This is a genomic window from Rhodococcus sp. LB1 (assembly GCF_001583455.1).
GTDB classification, from domain to species: domain Bacteria; phylum Actinomycetota; class Actinomycetes; order Mycobacteriales; family Mycobacteriaceae; genus Rhodococcus_F; species Rhodococcus_F opacus.
On record NZ_LTCZ01000246.1, the window covers coordinates 22,055 to 35,211 of the forward strand.

The 13,157-nt window shown below is 63.8% G+C and carries 12 protein-coding genes and 2 pseudogenes; 1 reads left to right on the forward strand and 13 read right to left on the reverse strand.

Going from position 1 to position 13,157, the window contains the following annotated elements; translation table 11 throughout:
- The 9 genes and pseudogenes from AZG88_RS28015 to AZG88_RS28055 all read right to left on the reverse strand — a co-directional run.
- Positions 1–1,506 (reverse strand): annotated as a pseudogene (locus tag AZG88_RS28015) (hypothetical protein); the annotation flags it as partial.
- Complete coding sequence (locus tag AZG88_RS28020; protein WP_061699772.1) at positions 1,506–2,678, reverse strand: DUF2637 domain-containing protein; 1,173 nt, start codon at positions 2,676–2,678, stop codon at positions 1,506–1,508. The pseudogene AZG88_RS28015 and the gene AZG88_RS28020, both read right to left, overlap by 1 nt.
- 187 nt (positions 2,679–2,865) lie before the next feature.
- Positions 2,866–3,303, reverse strand: coding sequence for a hypothetical protein (locus tag AZG88_RS52945; protein WP_197487949.1), 438 nt, complete (start codon positions 3,301–3,303; stop codon positions 2,866–2,868).
- A complete protein-coding gene (locus tag AZG88_RS28030; RefSeq protein ID WP_061699774.1) occupies positions 3,303–4,091 on the reverse strand; it encodes a ParA family protein in 789 nt (262 codons plus the stop codon). Before AZG88_RS28030 ends, AZG88_RS52945 begins: the two co-directional genes overlap by 1 nt.
- Before the next feature lie 478 nt (positions 4,092–4,569).
- On the reverse strand, positions 4,570–5,175 hold the full coding sequence (locus AZG88_RS28035) for a hypothetical protein (RefSeq protein WP_061699775.1): 606 nt from the start codon (positions 5,173–5,175) through the stop codon (positions 4,570–4,572).
- A gap of 225 nt (positions 5,176–5,400) precedes the next feature.
- Positions 5,401–6,672 (reverse strand): hypothetical protein, encoded by a 1,272-nt coding sequence (locus tag AZG88_RS28040; protein WP_061699776.1) that lies wholly within the window; start codon positions 6,670–6,672, stop codon positions 5,401–5,403.
- A gap of 424 nt (positions 6,673–7,096) precedes the next feature.
- Complete coding sequence (locus AZG88_RS28045) at positions 7,097–7,435, reverse strand: hypothetical protein (RefSeq protein WP_061699777.1); 339 nt, start codon at positions 7,433–7,435, stop codon at positions 7,097–7,099.
- Entirely contained in the window at positions 7,432–7,917 is a 486-nt protein-coding gene (locus AZG88_RS28050; protein ID WP_061699778.1) for a hypothetical protein, read from the reverse strand. Before AZG88_RS28050 ends, AZG88_RS28045 begins: the two co-directional genes overlap by 4 nt.
- Positions 7,914–8,204 (reverse strand): hypothetical protein, encoded by a 291-nt coding sequence (locus AZG88_RS28055; protein ID WP_054249034.1) that lies wholly within the window; start codon positions 8,202–8,204, stop codon positions 7,914–7,916. The genes AZG88_RS28050 and AZG88_RS28055 overlap by 4 nt, the downstream gene beginning before the upstream one ends.
- Before the next feature lie 950 nt (positions 8,205–9,154).
- On the opposite strand from AZG88_RS28055, the gene AZG88_RS28060 reads away from it, so the two are divergent.
- Positions 9,155–9,595 (forward strand): helix-turn-helix domain-containing protein, encoded by a 441-nt coding sequence (locus AZG88_RS28060; protein ID WP_063886898.1) that lies wholly within the window; start codon positions 9,155–9,157, stop codon positions 9,593–9,595.
- 383 nt (positions 9,596–9,978) lie between these two features.
- Here the strand turns inward: AZG88_RS28060 and AZG88_RS52050 are convergent, their stop codons facing one another.
- The 4 genes and pseudogenes from AZG88_RS52050 to AZG88_RS52950 all read right to left on the reverse strand — a co-directional run.
- Entirely contained in the window at positions 9,979–11,103 is a 1,125-nt protein-coding gene (locus AZG88_RS52050; RefSeq protein WP_156517644.1) for a GAF domain-containing protein, read from the reverse strand.
- Between the two features lie 44 nt (positions 11,104–11,147).
- Positions 11,148–11,909 (reverse strand): MBL fold metallo-hydrolase, encoded by a 762-nt coding sequence (locus tag AZG88_RS28075; protein WP_061699782.1) that lies wholly within the window; start codon positions 11,907–11,909, stop codon positions 11,148–11,150.
- Positions 11,910–12,248: 339 nt separating this feature from the next.
- The gene (locus AZG88_RS28080) at positions 12,249–12,806 is read right to left on the reverse strand and encodes a hypothetical protein (protein WP_061699783.1); all 558 of its coding nucleotides are present in this window, start codon (positions 12,804–12,806) and stop codon (positions 12,249–12,251) included.
- 60 nt (positions 12,807–12,866) lie between these two features.
- Positions 12,867–13,157, reverse strand: a pseudogene (locus tag AZG88_RS52950) (hypothetical protein); the annotation flags it as partial.

A 13,157-nucleotide genomic window follows, 5' to 3' on the forward strand; every position in this document is an offset into this window, starting at 1 on the left:
CACATGTCCGGGTTGACCATCCGCCCGATGTAGCCCTTGTAGCAGGAGCCGATGAACCGTTTCGTCGCCACGTCCTCGGTGTCCACCGCGGCCTTGCGGGCCTCGCGGAGGATCTTCGCCCACTTGTGATGTCGAGGTCGTCGAGATCGGCACCGATCCCCCCATCCGCGACCGGTGAGCACAACCCGTCGAGGCTCACGGAGGTGACCCACGTCTGCACCGGCTGGTCCGCGAGCATATGCGGATGCGGCAACGGGAGTTTTTCGGGCAGTGACAGTGTCTGCGCGGGCGGCAGGGTGATCCGCCACAGTCCGAACGGGGAACCCTTGTCCCCTACCGCCGCCGCGTCCGCCGCCCCACCGGTCAGGTGTTGGGGTTGCCCGTAGCCGAATTCGAGCATGCCGACCGAGGCCAGGTACGCGGCCCGTTGGTCGATCGACACCAACCGGCTCGTGCCGTCCAGGTCCTCCGCGTCCGGCACTCGGGTCCAACCCACAGCGGGTTCGAGGTCGCCGCGCGGGGCGCCGTCGAGCGGCGGCACCGGTCCGGCGGGTCGTCACCACGATGCCCTTGCCCGATCGGGTGCGTTCGCGCTTGATCTTGTCGAGGATCGCGGCGCCGGTGCGGGCCGGCGTCGGGCCGGGGAGCACGCCGAGGTGTTTCGCGGACCACGCCAGCCGGCGACCGAGTTCACGCGCGGCCGGCAGGTCGTCGTCGGGGAGATACGTTCCGGCGGTGGGCGAGCCGAGGATCCCCATCTCGCCGACCCGGTTGTTCCAGCCGAAGTCCTTGTTCCAATAGGTCCATACGTACGGCTCGATCACCACATCGACCATCGAGGTGAAGTTCCCGATCGAGCGGGACAGGTGCACCACGTGTCCGGGATCGCCACGCAGCTCCCATCCTGCGTTGAGCATCGGGGTGAGGGTGGCGTGCAGGACGGCGGTCAGGTCGGACGCGGCGCGGGTGCGCAGCGCTTCCATGTCGTCGAAGTCGTCTTCGCTGCCCGGGTCGATCACCCACCCCAATGCCTCGCAAGCGACCTGGCCGACGATCCACACCTGCGGTGGCGCACCCAACGGTTTCAGGGCGGCCCAGCGAATCAGTTTGTCGAGTTTCTCGACCGAGTCGACCGGGCCGGTCAGCTCCCGTCCGGACGGCGTGTGCGGTGCCCGCGGCGGTCACGATCAGGGCGTGCCCGTCGGCGTCCTCCCCCACCGGCAACGACTCCCACACCGGAGTCGGCGTTGCAGCCGACTCGGCTGCATCGTCGGCAACACCGGCGTCCGTTGCGTCCGCCTCCGATGTTGCTTCGTCGCCGTCCTCCTGGAGCGCAACGTCGGCTTCTGTTGCGTCCACAACGGGTGAGTGTTGCAACGCAACGTCGGTTTCGGTGGTCGTTGTTGCCGCACCGACGTCCGTCGGCACCTCCTCCTCGTCCGCCTCGCCGGCGGTCAGGTCAAAGAGCGCGAACTGATCGTCGCCGCTCTTGCCCGGGCGGGACATCAGCGTGCCCCCACCAACGTGTACTGCTGGTCGGGCGTTGCCGCATTGCGGTTATCGGTTGCGTCGTCGACCTCGGGCAGCGGCGGGGTTCGGAATCCGGCCTCCACAGCGCGTTGCTCGACCTTGACGAAGCGGCGCATTGCGGTGGATGCCGCCTTGGCCCGGGTAATCGTCGCGATTTCCGCGTAGCTGAGGTTCTCGGTGATCCGGAGACGCGCTGTCTCCTTGACGACGGGCTCGAAGTCGCACGAGTCGATGAAGTCGAGGAGATTCTCGATGGTCTGCTCCTCGTCCGGCAACACGTAGATCTCCTGGGAGCCCTCGTCCAGCGCATTGCCTGCAACGCCCCACTCCCCCAGGTCCGCAACGTCGGCAACGTCGGCAACGATCGGTTCGGGGACCTGCGCAACAGGCTGCGTGTCGGTCGCAATGGTGGTCTGGTCCTCGACCGACAGTTCGGCATCGACCGATGTCGCTAGCGCCGCCGGGTCGCCAGCCTCAGCAATCGGCGAGTACGCAACGGCCGATGCCTGCGCAACGTCGTGGTCGCGCGCAATGGATTCTGCTCGGTAGCGCACCGAGGCAGGATTGTGGACGGTCTCCACGTTGCGCTCAGGGGTGTTGTCGGCGATTGCGGGCACCAGCCGGGCGGCGTTGACGACCTCTGCGTATTCGCTGTGGGCGGTGCCGATTGCCTTGATGAGGATGCCCACACCGTGGGTGAAGGCCAGAACCAACAGGGGCGGGATGATCGCAATGAGAGCGGCCCCGGTGGGTGCGAGCGGTATGTAGCCTAAGTCGATGCCGGCCGCAACGTTGCGTGCGGAGATCTCGGCCGCCTTGTACGCATGGACGGCGTTGCCGATCACACTGATCAGTACGACGGCGATCGCAAGTCCCAGAAAGAACCTTTTGCCTGCCGAGCTGCCGCTGATCTTGCTGAGTGCAACGACGGCAATCGTTGCGCCGAAGATTGCGCCGTCGACGATCGCGGGGAAGATCCAGGTGAGCCAGTACGGCAGGGTGGCCTGCAACGCGAGGTCGCGAAGCACTGCGAAGGACAGTACGAAGGCACCTGCCGTGATGCCCACCGCAATAAGGATCGCAACGACCAGGGCCGCGATCAGGGCGCGGAGCTGGATTCGTGCAGCCTTGAGATTAAGGTCATTCATAGATCGGGGTTTCCTTCCACGGGGTCCCGGTCGATGAGGCCCCGCCGGCTAGGCCCCGGCGGGGTCTCTCTCGTTGCGGCCGTTGCGGCCGTTGCTACGCAATGCTGTTTGTGCTGGCAGGCGCCATATTCTCTTCTGCGCAACGTTGCGCCATATAGCCCATATGGTGGATGCCCGCCCATAGGGGTTATATGGCGATCTCGTCAGCGGGCGCAGGGAAAGGCTCGCCGTTGTTGTACTGGGTTTCGAGCTTGGTGCATAGCTGGTCGATCGCGGTGCGGATGAACACCTGCTGGCTCTTGATCCCAGTCCGGGGGCGGGTGTGTTCGAGTGCGGCGACCATGCGGTCCTTCAGCTCTTCTTCCAGCGACAGCAGGATGTCGGTGGTTTGAGCCTTGCGTTTCTTCTCTGTTGCCGGTTTCACCGGCGTCGATGCGGCTTTGCGTTGCCGCGGCGTTGCAGGCGCTGTTGCGGAGCGAGCGACTGTTGCGGGCGCGTCAGACGACGTTGCGGGCGACTCCGATGCAACGGCCTCTGGTGTTGCGGTCGTCGTTGCCGCGGGCTGAGCGAACGGGGTGCGCGTACTACGAGGCACGGGTCGGGCAGGTTGGGGAATCTTGCTCATCAGAGGGCCACCTTCTCCAGGATCTCGATGAAGTTGTTATGGAGGTTGCGGGACCAGACCGGATTGGAGGGGTGTTCGTCGAAACCCATGCCGACGTTGGTCAGCTTGGAGATATCCCCCCTGTGCATGATCGGGTCGCCAAGCAGGGCGATACCGTCCGCGGCCCCGTACTCCTTGAGGTAGTCGATGACCTCCGCGTGATCTTTGCGACGGCCGTCAAGTTTGTTGACGACAATCCCCGCGATTGGGAGGACCTTGTCCATGTACTCGGCCAGGTCTTCGAGAGCTGTCTGAAGCGAATTAAGGCCGTCGACCGCATCGTGTTCCGGGTTGACGACGATCAGGAGATTGTCGGCGGCGTACAGGGCGCTCCGGGAAACAAGGTCAATCGCCGGACGGCAGTCGATCAGGATGTGCTCGTAGTCGCCGGACACCGGCTTGAGAGCACGGGCGAAGGACATCTCTCCCCCGGGCTTGGTGCCGAGCTGGTCCGAGACCGCTTGAAGTTCAGCGAAGCCCGACGGCACGACGTGAATCTCTTCCCGTCGCGCGGCGACGATCGCGTCCCGCATCGGCAGATCCGTCTGACGGTCGAGAACATCCGCGAGCGAATGCGGCGACGGCTCAGCTGTCGTGTAGCCGGTGAGGTGCTTCGTGGAGTTGCCCTGCATGTCCGCGTCAACCAGCAGGACGGTCCGGCCGGTTGCGGCAGCGGCATGCGCGAGCCCGCCGGCGACCGCCGTCTTTCCCACGCCACCCTTGAGGTTTGCGATCGCAGTGATCGTCATGGCCCTCCCTCTCTCCCATATGGGAACTAATATAAGCTTATATTAGCTTATAACTACCGCCCATATATTCAGTTCGCTTCGGTTGGCTAGTCAGATGGTATGTACCGCAAGGGCATATAACCAGCAGTGACATGCGGTTATCTAAGGAAATCTCAGATCACGTCTGCTATCCGAATCTCATATAGAAGAAGCTGACCTGGGGTGCACTCTGCTCATCGAATATCTTCTAATGTTGCGTAACACCAGGTCAGCTACTATTCCAGAAGCTGCCAAGAGCCTTGCAGGGGTCAGTTCGGCCGGAAATTTTCCTACGCAGGGTCGTTCCAGGCGCAGGTTTCGACAAGCATCGGAGGCCTGACCACTCCCGTGGGGGAGGGGCGAAAACATATTGCCCGGGTCCAGCAACTTTCACGACTTCCCGGAACTCAGCATGTCTTTCTTGGACTGCTTCCCATGGAAACGGGCCTACGAACGGATCTCAGCGTCGGACGGAGACATTTTTGCGGGAGGGCCCCTGGACGGTGACACCGCGCTGAGTGGTCGCCCGCGCGTTGTCCCTGAGAACGAGGTGCGTGTTGCCGCTGGCGTGGACTACCGCATCTCCCTCCGCGTAGACCACCGCGCTGTCATAGGCGTTGACGAAGGTGTTGTCTGTCGCGTTGATCTGAGCGTTGTCGCATGCGTTGATGCCGGCATGGTTGCGTGCAATTACAACGCAATGGTCGAACGCGTCGACGACGGTGTTGGTGTAGGCGTAGAGCCGCACCTGGCCCGTGATCTGGAGGCGGGCAGCGTCCGTGGCGACGATCTGCGCGGTCTCCGGGAGCGGGGTGTCGAGGTGGATGCGAACCAGAGAAGTACCGATGATGCGGATGGTCCACTCGTTCCTCTTGGCTTTGGCGAACGTGCGGTCGTCGAGTTCGATTTCGATCTCGCTGCCGGCGGTGTCGACGACGACGGTGGTGGCCCCGGTGCGTAGCCGTTCGCGGACCGAGTCGGAGTTCCTGCTGACCTGCTCCGTTCGTTGCTGGCGAGCGGGGGAGCGGCGCCGTTTGGCTGGCGTCTTCGTCTGGCTCGTCGACACGTGGGGCTCCGTCCTCGAAGTAGGTGCGGGGTGAACGCGAGTCGTTTCCGGTACCTTATGCCGAATCTTCCGTGTCAGCGGGAATCCGCGCAGTGACGCTCTCCGTGCCGCTTCCGGAAGCCGCGGTCGAGGCTACGTCGACCAGGCGGCGCTCGAGGCATGCCTTCACCGAGGACTCCTTGGTGCCAGTGCACTGAACACACGACGGCTTGGTGGTGGCGGTGATCATTCGTGGACCTCTCCGGGGCGTGTGGTGCTCGCGTCTGCAGCGAGTGTGCGCCAATTCGCGCGCAGCGCCGCGCGGTGTTCGGCACTTGCCGCCCGGGATCGGGCCTCCGCAGCCTCGGTAGCGCGTGCTGCCTGCTCAGCGCGTCGCTGGGCGTCGATGCTGGCTCGCTGCTGGCTTGGGGAGGGGCCGGTGAAATCGATGCGTGAGAGTCGCATGTGGGCGTATCGGACGGGGTTTTGGACCGAGTAGCCGCCGGTGCGCCAGCTCTTCGCGTCCGGCCAGGTCCATCCACGGTTCTGGGTATCGTGGGTGAGGGCGTCGGCGATGTCGCGGCCGGTCCAGCGGGTGGTGTCGATACCGGTGCGTACGAGCACGTCGACGAGCTGGCCGATGTGCCCATCCGGCGTCAGTGCGGGGGCGAGGCGGGCGAGTTGTGCGGCCGCGCGTTGGGTGTGCAGGTGCCGGTGCGTGTTGGTGGTAATTGCTCCTGCGTGCGTCGCGCGCTTGGTGAGTTCTCTCTTACGAGAGAACTTCTCAAGAACTGAAGAACCAAGAGATAGGGTGTCCCGCTCGCTGAGCTGGGGATTACTCGCCGCGGCTTTGGCGGCTGCTGCCTGCTGGCGTTGGCGGCGCTGCTGATGCGTCTGCGCCCGGTGCACTGAGCGGGCGGGGGAGCGCCGCTTAGCGGCGACTGGCTGCGGAGTGACCTCGATGATCCATCGGGGGCTCGACAGGGCCCACACGCTCGCAGCTCCGCGCTGGTGGCCGCCGTGATGCAACTCGGCGGCCATGAATTCACGGGTCTGCAGTTGGCGACCGCGGACGACCTCATAGCCCATACCCAGGTCACGGAGCACGCGCCGTGCACGTTGGACCACAGATTCGGATACCCCTGCCACCCGCTCGATCGTGGCCACCGAAGCAGTGATGCCCCGTCCGGTGGTTGACTGGGCGAATCGGGCGTGGGCGGCCGCGACCGCGACCATCGTTTCAACGCCGATGCGGCGCTTTTTGACCGCGGCTCTGCCGATCTCGGTGTTGGTTACCGCGTGGCGAACCTGTCGCAGCCACGCACCCTTACCCGACCACACCGGGATATCCCGGTACGTGCCGTCAGCGACAGGTAGTGCCCACGAGCTGCCACGCTGACCACTCGCATGGTTGAACTGTTCGAGTTCGCCAACGTTGCGGTGCGCGGCGTCAACGAGTGCGGCCCACTCCGCATCGGGAGCAGGATCGACTGCTTGCACCGGTGTGTCGGACGACACGCCGAGTGTGGATGTTTGAGTTCTGGATGCTGATTCAGGGTATGAGTTACCCTGAGACGTATTCACGGTGTGTGAAAGTCCCTTCGGGGATGCAGTACGAGTTCGAAAGTTCGAGCTTTCGAAACTCACCTCAGAGAGAAAGTGATGGCCCTGCCAAGGCCTTCACCCTCCTGGTAGGAGGACCTGCCAAGTCCTCCTCGACGAAATCCGCGGTCGCGGTTCCTGACTTGAAACCACCCCCACCAGGGGGTTTTCCGTGTCTCTGAGGGTCTGCGCTGATGAAATTAGGTATCGAGGACGTTCCGTTTCGTCACTCAGCCACAGCCATCACTCCCTTCCCTCTGGACACAGGTCATCGACCATCTCACCACGCTCGCTGGCACCGATCGGTTAGGCACGCGTGATGCATCTGTGACGAATTTGCTCACGCCGGAGCCTGCGCTCGGCGCACCGACTTCGGCGCTGATTGGGAGGCGAGCATGCGCTGAGCGATGGCCGCGACTTCGCGGACCTGGTCGACCGAGGCAGTTTCCGGGTCCGATGCGACGAGATCAATCACATCGAGGAGCGCGTCGCGTGTTCCAACGCCGAATCCGGACTGACCTGCGGAGAGCAGGAGCGGACCGTGGTCGTGGATGAGGTCCTCGGCGTCGAGCACGGTGACGTCATCCACTTCGGCGACCCGTCGCGCGCAGACCATCTTCTGCATCGGGATGAGTTCCCACTCGTGTCCATGGCGGTCGGTGGCGGTGAGGTTAGTCATGCGGCTGCCCCTCTCGTTGAGCTGTGGAAACGGGTGGTCCACGCCTCGATTGCCATTGAGATCCGGTTCTCGGCGACCGCCGTCGGATGAACGGCGAGATGCGCCCAGAAGGCGCTGGTGACCGTCTCGACGCCACTGAAGTCGCCGCCGGCCAAGTAGTCCCGGGCATCTATCGACGAGTTGGCTACCGCGGCCCATGCGTAATCGGACGACGCACGATCGAGCTTGATCGCCGCCAGCTGCTCGAAGACGTTCCAGCGTGCGGAGATCGAGTCGACCGAGCCGATCGGTGTGGCGCGGCAGAGGGAGGCGACAGTCTGCGCCTCGGCCTGCGAGAACCCGGGGACCGTGACGAGACCCCACTGCGGGTGGGCATAGAGGTCGGCGATCCAACCCCAACGAATGGCTGAGGGGCCCTCAGTGGCAGGGGACTCCAGCTGACCAGTGGCCATGAAGTAGACGCGATCGACAAGTGATGTCATGCCGCCACCCCCCGGTTGGCCTCACGCTGGCCTTCACTCCGGTTGTAGTAGGCGCGCAGGTCACGGCGGGTCAGGATGGCTCCGCCGTCGTGGCGGTACGCAACTGCCGCCCAGATCATCGATTGCGGGGGAGTACCTGCGCTGGTCAACTCCGCGACCTCTCTCCGGCAGGCGGCAAGTCGCGGGCACCGCAGGCATTCGGCCTGGGCGTCGAGGCCGGCGCGGTAGGAACCTGCATCCAGGTCCCAGGATTCAGGGTCGATCGAGCAGGGCGTGGGGGCGGTCATGCTGCGACTCCAGCCCGCGTCGTATCCCATCGACTTCGAGAGCCCGAGGCCACTGCTTCGTATCGCGCCAGGTGGCGGTGTTCGATCCGGTTTCCACGCAGGTCGTAGGCGTCGCCGGCGACGATCATCCCTCGCGGCGGCTCACCTTGTTCGATTGCCCGGAGGACCTCGGTGTGGCATTGGGCGAGGAGCGGGCACTGCTTGCACGCGTCAATTACGCGCCGCAGCTGGGCTGCGCTCTGCCCCTCGATCTCCCATGCCTGCGCTCGGCCAGAGCAGAGTGCCGAATCTTGGGCCTCTGGTCGGATCGGTGTGACGCCGCGGCTCTCAAGCTCCCTCCGAATAGCGCGGAGTGCTGGGCAGTCCTCGCACCCGGCGGTGTAGGTGAATCCGCAGCGCAGGCACCGGCCGGTAGAGGTTGGGCGGTGTTGAAGTGATGAGGCCAGCAGATCGCTTGTCGAGGAGTTCGAAAACTGAGTTCCGCGCGGGCCTGTCTTCGTATCGCGCTGTGTCAACTCACGTAGTGCTGCCGCGGCCTCTGGGCACAGCGGTTTGATGATGGTCGGCTCATAGCCGCATCCGGTGCAGCGTCCGTCCATTGTCGAGTGCAGGGACGTGATGCGTACCAGGTCAGCGGCACTTGCGGTTGCCAACGATCGGGTTGCGGATAGGCGCTTCTTGGGACGCTCTATTAGAGCGCCAGCTAACGTGTTCATTGCAGAGGTTCCAATCTGCTATGACCGGCAAGGGGTTGCAGCCCCGCTCCGGTCGAGGCCCCCTGATCGTTGGTAGCGATCGGGGGGTTTCTTGTTGTGTGGGGGAAGTCAGGTGCTCATCCCCCTTGGGATTCTAATATAGTCTTACACCTTAACGCTCTTGTCTATCGTACTTTTTTGTGACAACAGTCCTGGAGGTCGGGCAGCATGGCTCGTTATGCGAGGTTGCCCAGGATGAGCCGGCGAACACTGGATGGGTTCGTGCCTTCCCGGCTCTCCCAGGCGCGTATCGACAAGCACTTGGCGCAGGGCGAACTCGCCCTGCGTGCCGATGTGAGCACGGCCACGATCTCGGCATGGGAAGTGGGTCGATCGACCCCTCAGGTCGATCGATTGATGAGGGTCGTGGAGATCCTCGGACTGCGGATGGACGAAGTGATAGATGTCCCCGTCGAGGAACGCAAGCTCGGCACGCTGCGCGAGCTGACTGGCCGAACCCAAGCCCAGCTCGCCGGGATCATCGGCGTGTCGACATCTCTCCTCGCCGCTCTCGAACGCGGACACGCCAAGCTCGGCGATGCTGTCGCTGAACGGCTTGCCGGCGAACTCGGAGTGTCCGTTACCGAGATTCGAGCGGCGTACGAGCGTGGGCGCGCCCGGCCGCCACTCGACTGAGGATTGTGCAGTCGGGCGCAGGGCTGCTGGGGAAGTGCTGCTGAGGCGTAACGATCGGCCGGCGAAGGACGATTTCTGCGTCGACACCCCGAGGTTCCACTTCCTCGCAACGCTGAGCGTTGAGAGAAGTAGCTCGGTTGCTCGAATCGGCATAACCCACCCCCGGGACCGGTGTGGCGCAAGAAGATACACGTGTGCCACACGTTGTTTTGCCTCTTCTGAAGCCGACTACGACAAGCCTCAGGAAACTCCCGGGTGGGGAGCGCGGACATCAGATTAGCAGTCCGCAGGAACTCTGCAACCGAACGATCCGGGCGGTGTGTCGATCTCGCCCAGCACACTGGGGCGGGCGAGATCGATTGCCGCTGTTATTGAATGGTGTACTACCAGCAGATAGGGCCGGTGCCGGGGCGTACCAGCACCATCGCTTGCACGACCGTTACGCCGTGCTCGGCGCTGGCTGTAGCCACTCCGGTGATGGTCAGCTCGGCGGGTGTCCACGCCTCTGACTCGGAGAACCGGACGAACAGCACCACGTCGAGGCTGAGGGCATCGCCGTTCCGAAGTGATTCCCGGGCATGCAGAAATGCATCTCGGCTCTTCTCGTGGATCTCAGCGACCTCGGTGGTCCAGCGAGCGAGCGGTCCGGGAGGTGTGACATCCCATTCCAGGAACAGGCCCGTGATCAGCTCCAGGTATCCGATGCCCATCGGCTCGGCAAGCGACTTCTCGATCGTCATGGCCTGGGTCTTGCTGTATTCGCGGTGGAAATCCCGCTTGGGGTGTGTCTCGTCGGAGAGGTCGTGGATGAGGCCGGCGATAGTCTTCCGGCCGCCGATCTCGCGGCCCCGGGTTGTCATGTGCACGCACCGTAGAACCTTGTCGTCGCCCTCCAGGCTGATCTCGGCCGCAAAAGGCTGGCTTGGCTCTATTTGGCCGTGGCCGATCTGGCCGACATACACGGTGTAGGCGTCGCGCTTGTCGAAGGCGGTGAAGAAGCGCCAGATCTCGGGAAGGCTGCGGTTGGGCTGGGTGGTGTCGATACCGAGGATCTTCTCCTCAACGATAAGGGTGTGCTCGGAGCGCATCGTGGCGAAATCCCACTCGAAGGTCCCGACAGTACGTGGAGGGGGCGGCGCCTCTCCGGCCGCTGCGATATATACCTGCACGCCAAAGATTTCCCCATTCGCAGACAGGATGGGGGCTGCATAAGATACCGCGGTTCGGTTCTGCGACAACCAAACCCGATCATGGAGTGGTTTGCGGGCTTTGAGGACGGCGCTGATGGCCTTCTGTGCGGCCTCGCGGAGTTTGGCGGCGTCGCCACGGTTCGTCGCGACGCTCCAGCTCCTTTTCATCCGGCTCGCGAAGTCGCGCGCGAGACCGCCTTCGGAGACGACGCAAGGCTCCTGACCTGCATCGACACCGAGAGTTTCGAAAATTACCCAGCCTTGATTGCCGGTTTCCGGGGCGCCATTCTGTTGGCGGCCTTCGAGTACGTCTGTCACGTAGAACTCCCCTCCATCAACCTCAACCCTATGTAAGCGTTGGGTCAGGGGAAAATCGGGCTCTGTTCTGCGCGAAGCCGATCGAACAGAACCGCATCGTGCGCACAGAAGACGGACACTCGCTGTGAGGGGTCGTGCGCAAGTTTGCGGAGTTGCTGGTGATTTGCACGGACTTTCGCGGGAATTGAGGCCATAGTCAGCTCGATCGCACCCAGGATCGCGGCGCGACTTATTGGTGCAGATCGACTGGGGGATAGTGCTCCTCGATGGTAGAAGGAATCCCCGGCGTGAAACAGCCAACCGCGGTTGCTGGTTCGGACTGCGACACCGGCATGGCCGATGGAATGTCCGGGCATCGGGACGAGCCACACGTCTTCGACTCCGAGGATCGGGTGTGCGGTGGGAAGGCCGAGTAGCTCTTCTCCGGTCCCGTCGTACGTCTGGAACGAGGTGATCGCCTCGACGTGCGGGCGGCGATACCGGAGTCGCTCGGGGAGGCGGCGCCGCGCTTGCGCGGTGCGGAGTTCGGCGGCTGTCGTGTGCACTGTTGCGTGGGGAAAGTCGAGTGCGCCACCGATGTGGTCGTAGTCCAGGTGCGTCGCCACGATGTGGCGCACGTCCGAGAGTTGGTAGCCGAGGGCTTCGATTTGATGTGCGGCCGTCTCCTCCACGCGCAACGCCGGCCCGAGGGCCAGGGCGACGCGGCCGAGCCGACTTTTCGGCGCGGCAATATCCGACCTACCGATTCCACTGTCGACTAGGACCAAGCCGTCGTTCGTCTCGCACAGCAGGACATGCGAGACCATGGGGCCGCTTGCGAGCGAATTGAAGGATCCGCAATTCAGATGATGGATACGTCGAACACCAGACATAGCTAGCACCACCGGGTAATAGGCAGGTGTGACCAGGCACTGATCCATGCCGGCCGCCACATCCGGAACCGAAGTCGTCAAGAACCGGGAAACCTTCACACCTGAAGGCGCGGCACTATCTTACGCATCAGTAGGGAGGGCGTCAGATCGGACGCTTGTCCTGGTGCTGGCGGTGAAGCCCCGGGGTGCCTAGATCGCGGTCTGTGGCCGCTCAATTGATGCTTTGAACTGCGTAGACGACACGTCCCCTCGGAAGGTGCGTCGCGTCGGCTCTTACTTCAGGCCGCAGCTGATGTGCATGTACATGTCGAAGTCCTCGTACGGGGAATTCACCATCCAGTGCGGCGGGGTGTCGGCGTCGACCTGGATCTCCACATCGCCAACGGCCGGCTGATCCCAGGTGACTCCGATCGGAAACTCGGACTTTCGGCTTACGTTATTGACCGCATCGATTGCCCCCTGGGATTCGGCGAAGTCGTGAGCGGGATAGTTGAGGGTCTCGTTCTCGACCGTGATCGTCTGGGATCCGTGGGTGAGGGTGGAGTGCCACCCGTTCGGTGCGGTGACATCGACGGTGAGATTGTCGCCTTCGTCGTGGCACTGGACGTTGACCTGGTCCGGGGCAGGAAGGGTCACGAGGTCGATGCCTTTGCGGTTGCCGACGCCGATGGCGATGTTGCCGTCCCATCCGTCAACGCCGCCCGCCGACGCCGCCGGCGTCACGGTGCCGGGCCGGCCGTCATCGCCCGGCGAGCCGGAGCATGCGGTCATGGCCGCGGCGATCATGCCGGTGAGTGCGAGGCCGACGAATGCGCGGCTGCGGTTGGACATCTGGTTTCCCCTCCTGTTGCCGCAGGGCGGCGTTGTCGAACTCGGTGTGGGCTACTGCTTTCAGTACCGGATGGTGTCGATGAGCCAGCTGCCTCCAGCCTTGGTGAGGGTGACCCAGACAGTGGTGTCGGGGGTGACGGGGACGGCGTTGTCATCGGTGATCGCGGTCTGGTGGATGGTGGCGACTCGGTGAATGAGGGTATCGGTATCGGGCGGGCAACCGGAGCAGCCGATCATCACGTCGGCGACGACCTTCGCATTCGCGGTGGCCCACTGTCCCCACTGCACGCCGGGCCCACGCTCGGTCGTGACCGGAACGGCGACTTGCGCCGCGAGCCTGTCGGTCAGCCA